Source organism: Paenibacillus sp. M2 (assembly GCF_046713495.1).
In the GTDB taxonomy this organism is placed as follows: domain Bacteria; phylum Bacillota; class Bacilli; order Paenibacillales; family Paenibacillaceae; genus Paenibacillus; species Paenibacillus amylolyticus_B.
This window is the reverse complement of sequence record NZ_CP169648.1, coordinates 2,421,964-2,439,137: the sequence shown is the minus strand read 5'-3', so window position 1 is coordinate 2,439,137 and position 17,174 is coordinate 2,421,964. Positions and strand designations below refer to the sequence as shown.

Genomic DNA, 17,174 nt, shown 5'->3' with positions numbered 1-17,174 from the left:
TGAACCTGTGCTTATTAAATTTCTTATCTTTGGCCTTCTATGGCGGATTGTAGGTAATCCGTTCATTGCCATCCTCATTTTACTCGTTATACTGTATTTCCTGGATCGTCGCTATGTTGGCGTATTCCCAAGCTTCACGAAACCTCTGAAACGTATGCGTAACATCTCCCGGCTTCGGCAACAACTTGCTATGAGCCCCAATGAAGTTTCTTCCAAGCTGGAGCTGGCTCGCCTGCTGATTGAGCGCAAGCGTTACAATGAGGCACATACGTTATTGCTTGAATTGGAGCGCCCATACGAACAATCGGCTGAGTATTGGGAGGCACTAGGAACGACTGAACTTCATCTGGGCAACATCGAAAAAGGCGAACGTCATATTTTGCAAGCCCTCGAGATCAACCCCAGAGTCAAGTACGGACGTCCATACCTAACCCTTGCTGGAGCCTTCAAAGATACGCATGAGGACAAAGCGCTGGATTATGTGCATCAGTTTCAGGAGATTCATTCCTCTTCCAGTGAAGCTTATTATCTGCTTGGCTCGGTTCACCGTTCCCTTGGGCGCAATGCAGACGCGAAGCAGGCTTACGAGCAATCGTTGAACGTCTATCGTTCGTTACCCAAATACAAGAAACGTCAGGAGCGCCGCTGGGCTGTCCGCAGTTGGTTCCGCAAACGTGGATTATAATTTCATCCGCTATACGCTATAATTTGCATATATCACTCTGCTAACCAATAAAAGTGCACTGATCTCTGCCCTCGTATGAGCAGAACCAGTGCACTTTATTCTTAACAACGATATTAATACACCAATATCTCACGCAGTCGTTCTTTATGAAGACGCATCCAGTCCATCCGCAGTTTGAGTTTCACAATCTGCTCCACAGCCACTTCCGGCTCATCTGTACCCTCAAACATCCGACTGATGAAATGCATGACCACATCCAGACTGCGCAGCAAAATCAATCGAGGTATGGCCAGCAACTCTTCCGGTTCCAGGCTGACCTGTTCCCGAAATCCCCTGATCAGTCCCTCCTGTGCCTGCCACATCCAATCTTCACTCTTGTCCATGGTCAGAAGGTCAGACATTGGAACAGCTAACTCCATGACCCGCAAATCCCATGTCGCAAATTCAAAATCCAAAATGGCACAGATTTCACCATCCTGCTGATCTGCCAATACATTCGAAGCATTCACGTCTCCATGGACCAATTGATGCGGCAACTGTTCCATTCCCCGCAGAGCTTCAAACAGACCTGGTAGCCCATCCCTCAGTTGTTTCAGCTCATGCGCACATGCGACCAATTGCTCCGGCGGCGATGCACATAGCTGTAATAATCGTTCTGGTGAACAGAGCGGATACGAATCCTGAATTCGATAGTACGGTGGATATACAGGATCAAGGGGTATATCCAGCGTTGCCATAACAGAAGACAGGGCCCCCGCCGCTTTACCGAGGCCAAATAATTGGTCTGGCTTATGCCAGATGGGATTGACACCTTCCCGATAATGAAACAGCGTTGCAATTTTGGTATGACCTGTGAGGGGATCTTTTACAGGAAGGAATGTATCTCCCTCGCCAGATAACCGTCTAACAGGTGAAGGAGTATCAAACTTAAAGTTCGAATGTTGGAGGGCTTCCAACACCTTGTGTTCAAAGGTGATTTTCATCGGATCATTATGTGTCTCATATTGTCTCATGACGTAACTCGTCCCGTCTATATGGAGCATGTAGGTAGAATTATTCATCCCACCCTTTCCACGCTCACCTTTCCAGTCCGATGTGAAACCATATGAGGCCAACACTTCGGATATACGTTGCTGCTCTGAAGGATGGAGGGAACCGGAATCGATATTTTGCACCAAAAATTAACCCCTTTATCTCACAAAATGGAACTGTCTTCTATTTATCTTAAAGGAAGTCCATCGCTCGGTCTAGTTCTGTTCCAAAGTGATCAAGAGAACGGATAATATCCCGTCCGATTAAGCTGCTCTGCAATGACACGATATCCTCTTGCATTGGGATGTACTCTGTCCCAGAACAACAGTTCACGCTCACGACCTTCAAACCTGTCATACACCTGAGCACACGCATAGTTGCCTGATCCCGCTCCATTCAAAAACGAATTATATTGGCGCACCCAGTAGGCAGCTTCCGTCGCTTGTGGATACGGGTTGTACAATCCGATGGATCGGACCATATACTCATGGTTACCCTTTAACTGCCGAATGTGCCGCATGATCTGGGATACATTACTGCGGGTTTCTCCGAGCACCTGTGTCATTTTGCTGGCATTTGGAATGCCATTACTTGCTTTGAACGTACGAATCAGATCATTCCCGCCAATAGATATGGTAATGATATCCGCTTCACGGAGCGATTGCCGCACTCGGGGATGCGAAGAGATCATCTGCAACATTTCCCCCGACGTCAGTCCATTTACGCCCATATTTTCCATGGATACAAACGTACGAACATTCATTTCTGCCATTCGCCGATATAAAGGAACAAAGCCGGTGCCCAGCAACGCTCCTGTACCTACCGTTAATGAATCTCCTATAGCCACATATCGATATACCATCCCGTCGCCCCTCTCTGCTGTGATGTCTCTGAACAATAATGAACTGCTCTATATCTTATGATGAGAGGCAAGACAAGGCGCGGGATGGTGTCCTTAGGCATGTACCTTTCTTTTGCTGCATAAAACCATATTTCTTCTCTGTAGAGGAAGAAAAAGAAAAAAGCCCTGCCGCATAACGCGGCAGAGCCTAATCCATTGCAATGCATTACATGCCTATGGTTCGATCCGAATCAACGGAATCTGATTGTTCCTTGTTCGGGAACGGCCACCAGTTGGCCCGGCCAAACATCTTCACCATCACTGGGACGAAGAATGGCAGGAACAGCAGAGAGTACAAGATCAGTCCGCTAAGGACTACTGTGGCAATCTGCATCATCGAGAGAACACCGGATGGATACATCGCAGCAAATGTACCGCTCAGAATGACCGCTGCAGATAAAATGACGGTTCCCATGTTCTTCATCGCGTACAACATCGCATCCTGTACCTTCATGCCTTTGTTCTCATTGAAACGGTCCATCAGGAAGATGCTATAATCCACACCAAGTGCAATCAGCATGACAAATCCGAAGAACGGAGTAACCCAGCTGATGCCTGCAAATCCGAGGATATTAACAAAGATCACTTCGGTTAAAGCCATCGATGTGAAATAAGCCAGTAATAAGGAAACGATCAGATACAATGGCATAATGACCGAGCGAAGCAGCACAACCAGAATAATGAATGTACCCGCCAGCATCAACATTACAGTACGTGTATAATCGTTATTCGAGATCTCCTGCAAATCTGCAAACGTACTCGTAACGCCACCTACGGCGATGTCTGCTTTTTCAAGCGTACTGCCTTGTACCGCGCGATGTACTGCCGCCTCAATGTCAGGAACACGATCAATGGCTTCTGTGCCGTATGGATTTTCGGCGAAAATAACATCAATCGTCATCGTTTTCCGATCTTCGGACAGATACGTATCAAACACCTGTGTGAAGTCTTTGTTGTTCAGTGCTTCTTCAGGAACGTACCAGCCTGCCAGATCCGAATCAGGTGAATTTTGCAGTTGGGTCAGATAATCCTGTGCCGAATCCAGTCCCCCGGATACCTGTTTAATACCATCGACACTTTGATTCAATCCATCTGTCAGTTGTGTCAGCTGACCACTCAGATCGGAGAAGCCTTGCTGAATTTTCTCCTGACCACCCTGAAGCTGGCCAAGTCCATCCTGAATGGAAGGAATTTCGCTAATCACTTTACCCTGACCATCCGCAGCCTGTTTGAGACCGGATTGCAACTGACCGATTCCCGTTACAATCTGGCTCAGGCCATCGGAAAGTGCCTTTTGTCCGGCTGCTGCGGAGGCAAACCCTTCATTGGCCTGATTAATTCCAGCTGCGGCTTCTCCAAGCTTGGTCTTAATCTGACCCAAACCTTGAGCAAGCTGCGCTGTGCCAGAACCGGTTTCACCAATCGTGCCTTTGATACGCTGGTAATCAGCATCTTGCTGCAATTCAGGATAACGCTCTTCAAGTGCTGTGAAGGATTCAGACAGACTGGTTAGAGCTGTTGAAACCCCGTTCAGCTGTTGTTCCAGTTCGCGGGTTCCATCCCCCAATGCAGCGACCCCTGCTCCCGCCTGACGATAGGCTTCAAGCAACTGATTGTTCGCCTGCGCAAGCTGATCTGCACTCGTTTTCGCTTGCTGGAGTCCTGCTTTCAGATCCCCTGCACCTGCGGAACCATCTCGAATGCCTTTTTCAATCTGCCCAAGTCCCTGACTGAGTTGCGTGATACCCGATTGCAACTGGGAGGTTCCTTTAGTAAGTTCACCTGCTCCATCAGCAGCTTCTTTTAACTGTGGTTCATTTTTACTTAGCTGACTGCTGGCTTCACTCAGACCATCACGGATTTTGTCCAGACCCGTCTTGCCTTCACCCAGTCCATCCGATAATGTTCCGACTTGCTGTGTAACTTCAAAATCTTTAATCTCATCCCCCGTAGGTCGTGTCATACTACGGACACCAGAGACTCCGGCTACTTTCTCTACTTCCCGGCTAATTTTCTCCGCAACGGCCATATACTTTGCATTATCCATCGCTTCATCGTTCTGGATGACGATCTGACCCGGCAGCGATTCACCCGGACCAAAGCTGTCAGAGATAATGTTAAATGCTTTTACGGAATCATATTTCTCGCCAATCTCATCGAGACTGTTGAACGACAGTTTGCCATCGTAGGTTGCCAGAAGAGGCACACAGACCGCTGCAACGATGAGCAACGCAGCCCATGGACGTTTAAGTGAAAAGCGACCAGCTGCACCATAGATCTTGCTCTCCGCATGTTCAAGTGAACCCTTCGACGGCCAGAATAACTTCTTGCCCAGCACCGCCATGAAGAATGGTACGATGGTCACCAAGGCAAGCATCATCACAGCAATACCTACAGCTACGGCAACCGCAGAGCGGTACAACATAAACTGGGCAAATCCGATCGCAATGAATCCAACCAGCACAGCCAGTGCTGAGAAGAGTACCGTTTTACCGGCAGTACGATAGGTCGCAATGATGGCATCCCACGTATTCTCATGATGAGCCAGTTCTTCCTTGAACCGACTGATCAACAGGATGCAGTAATCCGTACCAATCCCAAACATGACGGCGACCATAAAGATCTGCGTAAATGTGGATATCGGGAAGTCCATCCCATCCACCAGGAATGCAACAATCTGTTGCGATACAATGTAACTGATCCCCACCGTCAGCAGCGGGACAAACGGAGCTACAAACGAACGGAAGACCAGGAACAGAATGAGCAAAATAAAGACAACGGTAATATATTCCGATTTCTTAAGCCCCTCTTGGGAACTCTCAATGGTGTCCTCATCAATCAGACCTTTACCGGTTATGTAGTGCTCCACATTGACGGACTTCAATGCTTCATTCAGGTCTTCCCGCATTTCCTTGACCGTACGATCTCCCTGATCAATGGATAGCGATGTTAGAATCGTTTTGCCATCAGCTGAGATCATCTTCTCTGAAAGTTCAGGCTGAGAGAAAGGTTCCAGAATGGACAGAATGCCCAGCTTCTCCTTGTCGGCCTCCAAGTTTTTAACAGCCTTCTCTGCCTCTTGTTTCCCCGTGGTACCCAGACCTTCCGGATTATAAAATACAAGAGCGATCTGGCTGCCTTGCTGTTCTCCCTTTTGCGCTGCAGCTTCATTCAAAATTGCTGCTGCCTGGGTGGAAGAGTACCCTTCCGGAACCGAAAACTGTCCCTTTTCCCGAATCAGTTCACTCATGTTAGGGGCAGTAAACATCAACACGGCAGCTACAACAACCCATAGCCCCATTAACCACCATCTTGCTTTTAGTATCGCTCTCATTCGTTCTCCTGTCCTCCTTCATGCGTTAGCAAAGCTGCAAGCTTCTCAAAAGATTCAATGAAAATTCGAACCTCTTCCGGTTTAAAATGAACCAGATACGGCTCCAGAATCTGCTGTATTTCCTGTTCTGTTTCCCTGTATACCTGTCGTCCGGTATCCGTCAGTGTCAGATATACAACACGGCGGTCACGCTCATCCCCGGCCCGATGGACCAGATCGCGATCCACCAGCTTGTTGACCAAAGCGGTAATGCTGCTCTTGCCTATGCACAGAAGCTCTGCCAGATCAGAGGGTGTGCAGGAAGGTTTCTCTTCAATCAGACGAAGTGCGCAGAACTGATCGGTTGTTATGGTCTGCCCCACTTGTTCACGTATCCGGGTATCAAACCGCTTATTGACCAGAAAGGAAGCATCCAAATAGCGGTTCACCAAACTTTTTGCATCCGGTGTATTCATTTTTCATTCTCCTTTCCCAAATCTATATAGTTCACTTAACGAACTATTCTTCTGTGAAACTATTCTATAATGAAACAATCTCACAAAGCAATACTTTTTTCCTGCTTTTTAGATGAAAACGACAAAAAAACAGGACGTCCGACTCAGCTTATTGCCAAATCCAACATCCTGTAATGATTATAATCCATATATTTCTTAAAGTAATAAAAGACCTCTGTGCTACTCTTCGTCTGTATCTTCCTCTTTTTCAAGCACACAACGGAATCGCTCCACACCTGGATATAATTCACCCAGACTATATACCACGAACCCCGTATTCCGATAAAACTCGACGGCTTCCAGCTCGGTCTCAGCGATCAGTCTATCGGGATTGTATGTTGCCAACAGTTGTGAGATCATACCACGTCCATAATTTTTAAAGCGGTTTTCAGGCAAAACCGAGATATGATGAATGGTAACCTCACTTGTTCCTGTCTTCTCATATCCAATGAGACCGATCAATTGTCCCTCATCTTCGTAACCGGCCATTTGCAGTTCGTCTTTCTCTACATATTGTTGCAACGCACGGTTCAAGTGATCCGGATCAGGGAAGACCGAATAGGACAACAGTTCCTGTACTTCCGGCTCCCGTATGCGTGATTTCAGATTAATTAACACCTTGATTCCTCCTATACCTTGCTTGTTTCCGTTATCGTATTGTAGTCGTTAGCCTCTAAAAGTTCAAGTCGTGTGCCGATTCAGCTCCGATTGAAGCACAGTTGAGATGTTATCCGATACGTTGATCTGCGCCAAATGATAAGCATCCAGCAGTGCGCCCCCAACTGCCAACAAGTCACTGGTTATGTACTGAATTCTTTTCCCATCGGCCCTGTAAGTAACATCCAGTCCTTTCTGAACAGCCTTCACCATATATGGTGAACTCAGACAGCTTCCGGTAAGCGTCATGGACACTGTGGGCTGATCGAAACAGGACGCCAGCATGAGAATTCCCACAACAGCCGTATCGGCAGCCGAGTCGCACACCCTAACTGCGAGGGGAATATTCCGGGCAGCAGCTTCCGTCACCATAGACGCCATCTGACCAAATTTCCGGTTGGTCGCCTGTTTATTTTCGGCAAAACCGGCTATCCCCAGCGCAGCGAGCTCTCGAATTGAGGCAACATTCCAATATTTCAACACCTGCTCAATCCAAGCTTGGTCCTGCGGCCCATAACGCCCCGCGAGGATGGAATGCACTGTGTCGTAAGCTAAAAAACGTGCTGCTGTCGGCGCATAATGACCGAACTGATCGTTGCGGAGCCAAGCTCCCTGTTCGGTTCTGCCAAGGATCAGAGATCCTGTTCCTCCAATAGCGACAATGCCTGGCTCACCGTCGAAGGCCGCTGTATGTGCGATGTGTGTATCGTTTACCGCACTGATCCTGCCTGTAATCCCCGTACGAGCGAGCAATGCCTCAGCCCAAATTGTATCTTCAGGCTCATTCAAGCCTGCCATTCCTGCCTGAATGGAGGCGATCTGACTCGACTTGAGCCCCGCTTGAGTTATCGCTTCAGCAATACCCTCCAGCACATTTAGCTCAGCATTGGTATCGTGATAGCGGTTGCAACCATTCTTTTGTACATAGGATAAAATCTTCCCGTTCTGATCTGCGACAGCCACACGCGTGTGACTCCCTCCTCCATCCATCCCTATTACATATGTATTCATCCTTAACGATCTCCCTTCAGACCACACATTAAGACTGCCGGGTCCTTTGTCAGGTCCCGGCAGAGAATTTATTGCTTTTGCACAGCGAAACGAAGCAGTTCACAACGAAATTGTGTCGGTTCATCATACTTTTCCTCTTCAATCGTCTGTGTAACATGTTCCTGAAGCAGAATATTCCAGCCTTTGTAGGCATCCTCCAGTATAGCAATCGCCTCGGTTGTGGGCAGGTTCAGCTCAATTAATGGTTTAATCTCCTTGCCTGTATTGATTTCTTTTTCCTCCACATTGGTACTCATCGTAATACAATGAATGCCCCCTGTACGAGTTCCGGCCTGTAACCGGTCTATCGCTTCCATAAAGGCTTGCTTATTTGAAACATGTTCCAGACAAGAACAAGCAGCGATATAATCAAAATAGTTTGGCTCCATAGCATAATGTTCAACATCTGCTTTCACTGCCTGCACGATATGATCAACCTGATATTCTTTCGCATACTTGCGAAGTCCATCTACGGCCTCATCCAGTAAATCCACACCGATGACTTCACTGTTCGTTTTTGCAAGGCGCTGTGCAATCGGTATCGTATGTCTCCCAACTCCGCATCCCAGATCGAGGACACGCAATTCCTCCTTGTGAGTAAGTAAACGTTCCAGCATATCCATCACCATAGGCATGGGCCTCGACATCCAGGTACCGGAGGCGAATAATTCATTATTCTGATAGAAGTTGGAATGATAACCTGCCTCTGCTTTTCGTGCAGCCTCAAATTGTTCGTTTCCCATCAAGATACCCCCATCGTTTAGTAAATGATTTGCATCTTCTACTTAATACCCAGATTGTCACAAAAAAATCAATTAAACGCCGCGCCCCCTTGATCATGGGCATACCTATAAACACAAGGTCATCGCATTACTTGGCCTCTGAACTTTCAGGTAAGAAGCACGAAGGCAACAGATTTTCCTTCATAAAGGATTCCAGTGCCGCCTCATATCCGGTGCGATCGACTTGAAACGCTGTGCCATGACCCGCACGGGGGACGGTCAGCAATTCCTTTTTGGTTGGGCAAGCTTCATACAACCTGTATACCATTTCGGTCGGTACAAACGTATCAGCCTCACCGTGGATGAATAACACGGGAACGTTAACTTTGGCAAGTTGCTTGAGTGCCGAAGCCTCTCTGAAGGAATACCCTGCTTTCCACCGGGAGATCAGACTTGTGACAGGTATAAACGGAAATGCAGGAAGCTTGTATAATTGCTTTAACTGGAACGTCAGTTCTTCTTCCACGGATGTATATGCACAATCAGACACAATCGCTTTAACCTGAGTCGGCAGGGCTTCACCACCTGTCATCAGTACGGTTGCTCCTCCCATGGATATGCCGTGCAATATGATTTCCCCTTTTGTACCCACTTTTTCAAGCACCCAGTTGCTCCACTGGACATAATCCTTCCGATCTAACCAGCCAAAACCGATGATGTCACCTTCGCTGCGGCCGTGACCTCGATCATCCGGCATTAACACGTTATACCCATGTTTTTCAGCATAAAATCGGGCAAAACCAGCCATTTCTCTACCTTTCCCCGAATAACCATGTGCCAGAATCACTGTCTGATCTGACCCCTTATTGGAACTAAGCCATGTACCGTGCAGTTTTAATCCATCATGCGATTGAAGAGATATCTCTTCTGTAGGCTGAACATCCAGCCACTTCAGGTCAGAAGCACTGCTGATGATTTCATTGTCCGGTTCAGGCATCAGATTTGGATTATCCACCAAAAACGTTTTTGGCGTACGGCGAATGGCCGTTTTGAAAAAATAAAGCCCACCTGCCGATAAAAGAGCAAGAACGATCAGTACTAGTGCTGCAAGTACGTAAAATAACATGAACGAGTTCTACCCTCTTTCCTTATTAAGATATGTTCAATCTTTACTTACTCGTTGAAGTGACTCACATGCTGCTTGATAGGCGGGTAATAAAGCATCCAGCAATGGTTCTGCTTTCCGTGATTGACCTTCCTTCGCGAACTGCTCTATCCGGGCAAACAAAGTTGATAAATAACGAATCCCTAGGCTCAAGCTCCCTGATTTCAGATCATGGGCTACCTCGGTTGCAGCAACATGGTCACCGGACACAATATGTCTGCGCAGCACCTCAATTTTGCCAGGTGTATCGGTACGATACATGTCCAACAACATACCAAGGAGTGTACGATCACCATCGGTGTTTAATTCCGCAATCTCATGTACGATGCTCATATTTAGTACCTCGGTCGGTTCGGAAGATTGCTGCCACTTCTCGATCATCTTACTCAGAATTTCCAGCGTGAAGGGTTTGCCAATAAAGTCATTCATCCCGGCTTCCATACACTTGTCTTTCTCTCCCTGCATGACATTACCTGTCATTGCAATGATTGGTGTGGTATGACGCATTTCATCCATTTCTATCGAGCGGATTTTGCGTGTTGCCTGTAAACCGTCCATCAATGGCATCATATAATCCATGAGAATCAAACTGTATTTTTTGCTGAGAAAAGCAGCTATTGCCTCTTCCCCATTCACTACAGCGTCCACTTGGGTTATTCCCAGTTTCTTGAGCTGCAACATAACAAGCTGCCGGTTGATAACATTATCATCGGCCAGCAATACAGATATAGAAGGAGCTTCATCATCCATATCACGCCCCTGATGCTCTTGAGCGGAAGCAACAGACTGGTTAGCGGACTGGTTACCGTCTTTCTTACCAAGTGTAAGTTCGAACCAGAATGTTGATCCTTCACCCTCCTGACTGTCTACTCCAATCTGACCTTCCATCAGTGTAACGAGCGACCTGCAGATCGATAATCCAAGGCCCGTTCCTCCATACTCACTTGAGCGACCTCGTTCAGTCTGCACGTAGGGTTGAAATAACTGATTCTGATCTTCTTCCGAGATACCAATCCCCGTATCTTCGACTTCAAGTCGGATCATTTGTGTAATCTCATCATCTTTCATAAGGGTGACTCGTATCCGCACCGTTCCTTCTGATGTGAATTTGTTCGCATTCTGAATCAGATTGATCAGTATCTGTGTAATCCTCGTTGAATCCCCTTCAAGAAGAGTAGAGATTCTGGGGTCACAGTCTATCGATAACTGATTTCCGTTCTTTCTGACTTGGGGTTCGAGCAAACGAACAATATAGTTTATCGTCTCTTGAAGGTCCACTTCTCCCAGTTCAAGTCGCATCTGCCCCGCCTCAAGTTTGGACAGATCCAGAAGATCCTGAATCAGCTTAAGCAGCAGTTTGGCAGCATCCTGTATAACGGAAACGGAATTTTCCTGTTCTTCAGACAATGGAGACAACTTCAGCATCTCAGCCATCCCCAATATGCCATTTAATGGCGTACGAAAATCATGACTGATGCCTGCAATAAATGCGATTTTTGAATCACCTGCATCTACTGCTTGCTGACGTGCAGCTTCAAGACTGTTATTGTTCTTTGCAAGCAGACGATGGAGTGTCACCAGTTCATTATTCATCTCCGAGAATTCCGCAAGTGTCCGTTCCTCTTGCTCTTTGCTTCGGATCATCTGATCCGATAAATGCTCAATCGTTCTGCGTAGCCTCTGTATCTCTCCGTTCTCATTAGACACCACATCATCCCTCTCCTAATCCCTAACCATATCCAGATCCAGATGATTGCATCTAGCTGGCTGAGCCAATAATTGTTCTGCAACCGCAACTGCCTCATCGGCTCCCGGAGCATAACCGTCGGCTCCTATCGTTTTCCATAACTCCTGATCAATATTAAAGGGATATCCACCAACCATAATCTTCACATGTGCCGTTGCCGGATGATGACGAATCAGATGAATTAATTCTTTGGCCAGATGAAGGTGATACGTCATCGTAACTGAAATCGCAACAACATCCCCCTGATGCCGCTCTATAGCTTCTACTACACTTCCATTAGGAACATTGGCTCCCAGATAGTGCGTATCCCAGCCTTCCATCTCGAACACATCTGTGAGCATACGCAGTCCGATCTCATGTTGTTCACTGCCTACGCAGGTGGCAACTAGCCTTTTATCCTGACCCGTATGAATCATCCAGCTAGAATAGAGACGTGATATGAATGACTGGGTCGCTGCCGTACAGAAATGTTCTTGCCCCACACTTATCCGATGGCATTGCCACAATCGCCCAACTTCATATTGGGTAGGCTGAAAGATATAACGATAAATATCACGAATCGTCACCCCAGCTTCTAACTGAGCTTCAATGATTTCGAATGCTTCTTTCCGTCTATTCTCAAGCAAACACTGCAAGTACGATTGCGCAGCATCTCCATATGGCATGGATTCGTTGATGTAACCCGCCTGTGACTCCAATTGTGTTGTTCTATATATTCCCATATCCAGATAATCGAGCAGAAGCGCCTTTGACGGATGGTCAAATTCTTCTTCCAATGTCTCTCTGATCAGATTGAGATTAATCGCCAGGTCTTCTTGTGATACCTTATAACCTTCAAGTAGAACTTTCAGCCAGGCAATATAATGAGTAAACAGGCCTGGACTCTGTACGAGTGCACTTTCTGCCAAATAGTTCAAGCTATACTGAGAATCCTGTTTGGTTCGCATTTTTCCGTTCTCACCAAATCGCTCAAGTAAATCGGGCTGTCTGAGATACTGTTTCTCCGTTATTTTGTCAGCTAAGTTCCCCGATTCCTGGAGTAAACGTTCTCCTGCTTCTTGATGACTCATAGATGCACCCCTCCTCTACCCGCATCACATCTCCATCATCATTCGTGACTAATCCAGAATGAGATCGATGTTAGCTCACTTGCAATCGGGATAGGTTCTTCTACTTGTTCCAATCCATCCATTCCGCTCTTAAAAGTTCTGTTCCATTATACATGAATTCCTGATGATCATGTGTTTAACGCCATGCATGTATAGAATAATCTTCCTATATTATGGAGGGCCTTGCAAGTAAGTCAGCCAGTATACTGTACTTTAAGGTTCCACAAAAAAACTGACCTGCGTTATGAACGCAAGTCAGTTTTCCCTTCTGCCGCCAGTCCCAGCTTCTTCAACATCTTAATCGCATCCACTTTCTCGGAAGGGTCAAGTCCCTCCAAAGCATCAATGATAACTTGGTGATGTTGAGGAAATATCTGTGTGAACAACTGTCTTCCTTCCTCGGTTAATTCAGCGTAAATGACACGCCGATCTTCCTTGGATGGCCGACGAAACAGCAGATTTTTATTTTGTAACTTATCTACAACATAGGTAATATTACCACTGGACATTAACACCTTCTCACCAATCTTTTGCAATGCCTGTGGTCCCTTATGATATAACAAGTCAAGCACGCCAAATTCTGTCGTATTCAGACCATGACTCTGGATGTCCCGATTGGAACGTGAGGTCACAGAATTGTAGGCACGAGCAAGAACCACAAATAATTGTAAAGACAGTTCCCGGTTGTCCTCCGTGTTCGGCATTTCAATAATCCTCCATCAGTTGTTTACATTTAGGCTCGTATGAGGGGACAGCCTCTGCTCCCACTCCTCACGGAGCATCCCCATACGAATTGAATCATAGTACTGCCCGCGAACGATACGACACTTCCGCATTCGTCCCTCTACTTGTAATCCGGCTTTTGCAGCCGCACGCATCATACGTTCATTACCAGACCAAGTAGTCAATCCAACCCGAACCAAAGGCATCTGTTCGAACAAATGACTTGACCACATGACAAGTGAGCGTGTGCCAACCCCGCGTCCCCACTGGACAGATCTGTATATTACAATCCCCATTTCCAGCCACATGGATAACTCATCTTCTATGTAATAGCTGATTGTACCCACAATTTGTCTGTCGGATTCAATAATACGGATTGAAACGGGTTTGGAATCGCCTGCATCTACATCCATACGTTTGAGCATACCTTGTTCAAAACTTTCATAACTTTCGTGTTTAAGTGGGTAATAGGGTGCATCCCATTGCTTCCATTCAGGTACATCATCACTATAGATCAATTCATAGAGTTCTTTCAGATCCTGTTTCTCCACACACCTGAGTACAAGTTCACCATCCACGATTGGTAGTTCTTTCATGAAATGCAACGCACCCTCTTCCATATTAAGAACGATGAAGCTCTTCGATACTGCCGTCCGCGTTGGCAAGAATGACTGTGCTAGCCATATCCACAAATAGTCCGTTATCCACAACACCTGGTAACATGTTCAATTGAACATTAAGGTTCGCAGCGTGATCAATCGCTTCCATATGACAATCCGCTATCAGGTTTCCGTTGTCTGTCAGATAACGTTGCTGTCCATCCATCCGCCACTGTGGTTGACACCCCAATTTTTCGAGCGCCTGGAAGGTCCACTCCGAAGCAAATGGAACCACCTCAACTGGAAGCGGGAATTTCCCCAACTTTTGCACGGCTTTGCTGCCATCCGCTACAATAATCAATTTGTCACTATTGGCCGCCACGATTTTCTCACGCAAAAGAGCCCCGCCGCCCCCTTTAATCAGGTTAAATTCGGGATCGACTTCATCAGCGCCATCAATGGTCAGATCCAGACGTCCAATCTGGTCAAATGGGACAATGGGAATCCCCCATTCACGGGCAAGCTTGTCCGAAGCCTCTGAAGTGGCAACCGCTTGAATGTTTAATCCATCACGTACCCGCTCACCGATCCGGCAGATGGCATAATAAGCTGTTGAACCTGTACCCAATCCAACCTTCATTCCATCTTCAACATATTCTGCCGCACGCTCTGCTGCTATCTGTTTAAGATTCATCTATAAACCCCCGCTGCTCATAATTTGAGAAATGCATATGTAGTTATTATAGATAAAACCGCTTCCGATGTATATCCGTGCCTTATGTTGCATCTTTGCATCATATTTTTGTTTTGTTGAAGGATGTATTTTTACCCACCATGTTATAGAATACAGAATGAAGCTAAAAAATGGGAAATTTTAAAATAAACAGTTCTAAATACCTATAAACCATCTGATATGTCCATAAATACGTAAAATATTAAAAAAAATTTAACGATACTATTCAATTTAACGACATTTTATACGACATATTAATTATAGATGTGTTTTAATAATTAGACACCTATGGTTCATACGGTACATAAGTCTCTACGAAAGCGACTGATAAACCAAGACCATGGTCGCATAAATTTCCTTTGGAGGGGATCACGGAATGATCTAGTTCACTGTACCAATGCAACCCTAAAGTTTCTTAATTTAAAGAAGATCAGGAGTGGAATTTAGTGAAATCATTAAGTTGGAAAAGCATGTCGTTTTTCTCCAAAAATTTGTTACTCTCATTTACGAATATCGTTATCATCGGGGTAGCACTTATCGCAAGCAGTTACTATTTTCAAAAAACAGTTCTTGTTGATCAACTGCATGGACAGGTGGAACAGATTACCAAAAAGTGGGCTGAAGATATCAATCCTACCGAGGTACAAGCTGCTATTGCGGAAGGTAGCTATGATGGAGCAACACAAACGAAATTACGAGCGTATTTCGATGAGATGCAAGAATATTATCCTAACATTGCACAAGCCTACATCTTCGGTGTTGAGCTCGGTGGCGATAACAAGAGATTAACTTCCCTTGTAGCGATGCCGACCAACCTAAGAGAGGCTTTTCAAAGTGAGAACGTAAATATTGGTGACATGTATGAGCAGCCGGTCGTTGTAGCCAATGCACTGAAAGAAATGCTTAATACGGATCGCCCAACATTCACAACATTTTATTCCGATGATTTCGGAACTTGGACAACCATTGCATATCCAATCAAAGACAGCAACGGTAAGATTTTCTCATATTTTGCCATTGATGCAGATGCATCAGCCGTACCCGCGGGACTAAACTCCTTGCTCAAAAACGGAATTATCATCCTTGTGGCCTTCTTGCTGTTATTCCTGATTATCCAATACCTTGTCGTTAAAAACACACTTTCCCCTATCCGTCACTTGATCAAAGGAATTGATGACGTGAGTCGGGGTAATTTGAATGTCAACATTCCGACAGGAAAAGACGATCTGGGACTCGTTAATGAGAAGTTCAACACCATGGTTCGCAAAATCAACGATACTATCGTTAAAGTGCAAATCACATCACAAGAAGTAAATCAGTCTGCCAAAGAGCTATATGAAGTTTCCGAGCGCAACAGTGAGAATGCAGATTCTATCAATAATAATGTGACTCAAATCACTTCCAACATTCGTTCACAGGAACAGGCAACCCGGGATAGTGCACGGGCCATGTCCGAGATGGCTACCGTAATCCAGACGATTGCCAGCAGCTCGGCAAGTGTAGCGGATGAAGCCTATGAGATGGAACGTCGTTCACAACAAGGTAACAGCGTTGTCCGTCAGGTATCTGAACAGATGAATCTGATTACGGAATCGGTTAAGAATACCGCTTCTGCCATTGAGGTTCTGGAGAGTCGTTCACAGGAAATCGGTGATATTCTCAATATCATCTCGGGTATCTCCAGCCAGACTAACTTGCTTGCTCTTAATGCTTCCATTGAAGCAGCTCGTGTTGGTGAAGAAGGAAGAGGATTTGCAGTTGTTGCAGGTGAAGTACGTAAACTTGCCGAGCAGTCTGAACAAGCGACCAGCCAGGTTGGCGTATTGATCCAAGAGATTCAAGCTGGAATTAAACAAGCTGTACGTGCAATGGAACAAGGTACGTCAGAAGTAGATACAGGACTCAGCGTAGCCGATCAAACAGGACAACTTTTCGAAGATATTTTAGAAGCAGCGAAAAAAGTATCTAATCAGATTCAGGAAGTATCAAGCGCGACGGAAGAAATCTCTGCGGGTACGGAGGAAATGACCGCTACAGCGGACGACTTGTCTTCAAGCGTAAGTAAGACAGCAAACAGCAGTGAACAAATTTCCTCATCTGTTGATGAGCAAAAAGCATCTTTGATTACACTGGTAGACTCCTCCACACGTCTTAATACCATGTCTGAGGAACTCCAAGAATTGATCTCTCATTTCAATGTAAGCAAACAATAATTCAAATCCA

Annotated in this window: 15 protein-coding genes; 2 read left to right on the top strand and 13 right to left on the bottom strand. The window is 45.9% G+C overall.

The features are described from left to right. The first annotated feature begins 7 nt into the window (after window positions 1-7). On the top strand, window positions 8-685 hold the full coding sequence (locus tag ACETMN_RS11305; protein ID WP_091017381.1) for a tetratricopeptide repeat protein: 678 nt from the start codon (window positions 8-10) through the stop codon (window positions 683-685). 113 nt (window positions 686-798) lie between these two features. Here the strand turns inward: ACETMN_RS11305 and ACETMN_RS11300 are convergent, their stop codons facing one another. The 13 genes from ACETMN_RS11300 to rpiA form a co-directional block, all read right to left on the bottom strand. Beyond that, the gene (locus ACETMN_RS11300) at window positions 799-1,860 is read right to left on the bottom strand and encodes a phosphotransferase (RefSeq protein ID WP_143786535.1); all 1,062 of its coding nucleotides are present in this window, start codon (window positions 1,858-1,860) and stop codon (window positions 799-801) included. Between the two features lie 92 nt (window positions 1,861-1,952). Then, window positions 1,953-2,579: a GDSL-type esterase/lipase family protein gene (locus ACETMN_RS11295; RefSeq protein ID WP_017689264.1), complete on the bottom strand. Its 627-nt coding sequence runs from the start codon at window positions 2,577-2,579 to the stop codon at window positions 1,953-1,955. 205 nt (window positions 2,580-2,784) lie between these two features. Then, window positions 2,785-5,952, bottom strand: a complete 3,168-nt coding sequence (locus ACETMN_RS11290; RefSeq protein ID WP_091017384.1) for an MMPL family transporter — start codon at window positions 5,950-5,952, stop codon at window positions 2,785-2,787. After that, complete coding sequence (locus ACETMN_RS11285; protein WP_091017386.1) at window positions 5,949-6,407, bottom strand: MarR family winged helix-turn-helix transcriptional regulator; 459 nt, start codon at window positions 6,405-6,407, stop codon at window positions 5,949-5,951. Before ACETMN_RS11285 ends, ACETMN_RS11290 begins: the two co-directional genes overlap by 4 nt. A 219-nt stretch (window positions 6,408-6,626) precedes the next feature. Further along, window positions 6,627-7,064: a GNAT family N-acetyltransferase gene (locus ACETMN_RS11280; RefSeq protein WP_091017388.1), complete on the bottom strand. Its 438-nt coding sequence runs from the start codon at window positions 7,062-7,064 to the stop codon at window positions 6,627-6,629. A 63-nt stretch (window positions 7,065-7,127) separates the two neighbouring features. Then, window positions 7,128-8,114 (bottom strand): BadF/BadG/BcrA/BcrD ATPase family protein, encoded by a 987-nt coding sequence (locus tag ACETMN_RS11275; protein WP_091017389.1) that lies wholly within the window; start codon window positions 8,112-8,114, stop codon window positions 7,128-7,130. A gap of 68 nt (window positions 8,115-8,182) precedes the next feature. Further along, on the bottom strand, window positions 8,183-8,896 hold the full coding sequence (locus tag ACETMN_RS11270; RefSeq protein ID WP_091017391.1) for a class I SAM-dependent methyltransferase: 714 nt from the start codon (window positions 8,894-8,896) through the stop codon (window positions 8,183-8,185). 127 nt (window positions 8,897-9,023) lie between these two features. After that, window positions 9,024-10,001: an alpha/beta hydrolase gene (locus ACETMN_RS11265; protein ID WP_091017392.1), complete on the bottom strand. Its 978-nt coding sequence runs from the start codon at window positions 9,999-10,001 to the stop codon at window positions 9,024-9,026. A gap of 36 nt (window positions 10,002-10,037) precedes the next feature. After that, the gene (locus ACETMN_RS11260; RefSeq protein WP_091017394.1) at window positions 10,038-11,750 is read right to left on the bottom strand and encodes an ATP-binding protein; all 1,713 of its coding nucleotides are present in this window, start codon (window positions 11,748-11,750) and stop codon (window positions 10,038-10,040) included. Window positions 11,751-11,762: 12 nt separating this feature from the next. Beyond that, the gene (locus ACETMN_RS11255; protein ID WP_091017395.1) at window positions 11,763-12,857 is read right to left on the bottom strand and encodes a B12-binding domain-containing protein; all 1,095 of its coding nucleotides are present in this window, start codon (window positions 12,855-12,857) and stop codon (window positions 11,763-11,765) included. A gap of 281 nt (window positions 12,858-13,138) precedes the next feature. Then, complete coding sequence (locus tag ACETMN_RS11250) at window positions 13,139-13,600, bottom strand: MarR family winged helix-turn-helix transcriptional regulator (protein ID WP_091017397.1); 462 nt, start codon at window positions 13,598-13,600, stop codon at window positions 13,139-13,141. 15 nt (window positions 13,601-13,615) lie between these two features. Beyond that, the gene (locus ACETMN_RS11245) at window positions 13,616-14,215 is read right to left on the bottom strand and encodes a GNAT family N-acetyltransferase (protein ID WP_256975178.1); all 600 of its coding nucleotides are present in this window, start codon (window positions 14,213-14,215) and stop codon (window positions 13,616-13,618) included. 25 nt (window positions 14,216-14,240) lie between these two features. After that, window positions 14,241-14,912 (bottom strand): ribose-5-phosphate isomerase RpiA, encoded by a 672-nt coding sequence (rpiA, locus tag ACETMN_RS11240; RefSeq protein ID WP_091017399.1) that lies wholly within the window; start codon window positions 14,910-14,912, stop codon window positions 14,241-14,243. Window positions 14,913-15,421: 509 nt separating this feature from the next. Between rpiA and ACETMN_RS11235 the strand changes: the two genes are divergently transcribed. Next, the gene (locus ACETMN_RS11235; protein ID WP_091017767.1) at window positions 15,422-17,164 is read left to right on the top strand and encodes a methyl-accepting chemotaxis protein; all 1,743 of its coding nucleotides are present in this window, start codon (window positions 15,422-15,424) and stop codon (window positions 17,162-17,164) included. The last annotated feature ends 10 nt before the right edge of the window (window positions 17,165-17,174 follow it).

What these genes read in the sequence shown, in the direction of transcription:
- ACETMN_RS11295 (WP_017689264.1), bottom strand. Translation starts at nt 2,579, where the DNA reads ATGGTATATCGATATGTGGCTATAGGAGATTCATTAACGGTAGGTACA.
- ACETMN_RS11290 (WP_091017384.1), bottom strand. Translation starts at nt 5,952, where the DNA reads ATGAGAGCGATACTAAAAGCAAGATGGTGGTTAATGGGGCTATGGGTT.
- ACETMN_RS11285 (WP_091017386.1), bottom strand. Translation starts at nt 6,407, where the DNA reads ATGAATACACCGGATGCAAAAAGTTTGGTGAACCGCTATTTGGATGCT.
- ACETMN_RS11275 (WP_091017389.1), bottom strand. Translation starts at nt 8,114, where the DNA reads ATGAATACATATGTAATAGGGATGGATGGAGGAGGGAGTCACACGCGT.
- ACETMN_RS11270 (WP_091017391.1), bottom strand. Translation starts at nt 8,896, where the DNA reads ATGGGAAACGAACAATTTGAGGCTGCACGAAAAGCAGAGGCAGGTTAT.
- ACETMN_RS11265 (WP_091017392.1), bottom strand. Translation starts at nt 10,001, where the DNA reads ATGTTATTTTACGTACTTGCAGCACTAGTACTGATCGTTCTTGCTCTT.
- ACETMN_RS11255 (WP_091017395.1), bottom strand. Translation starts at nt 12,857, where the DNA reads ATGAGTCATCAAGAAGCAGGAGAACGTTTACTCCAGGAATCGGGGAAC.
- ACETMN_RS11250 (WP_091017397.1), bottom strand. Translation starts at nt 13,600, where the DNA reads ATGCCGAACACGGAGGACAACCGGGAACTGTCTTTACAATTATTTGTG.
- ACETMN_RS11245 (WP_256975178.1), bottom strand. Translation starts at nt 14,215, where the DNA reads ATGAAAGAACTACCAATCGTGGATGGTGAACTTGTACTCAGGTGTGTG.
- rpiA (WP_091017399.1), bottom strand. Translation starts at nt 14,912, where the DNA reads ATGAATCTTAAACAGATAGCAGCAGAGCGTGCGGCAGAATATGTTGAA.
- ACETMN_RS11235 (WP_091017767.1), top strand. Translation starts at nt 15,422, where the DNA reads ATGTCGTTTTTCTCCAAAAATTTGTTACTCTCATTTACGAATATCGTT.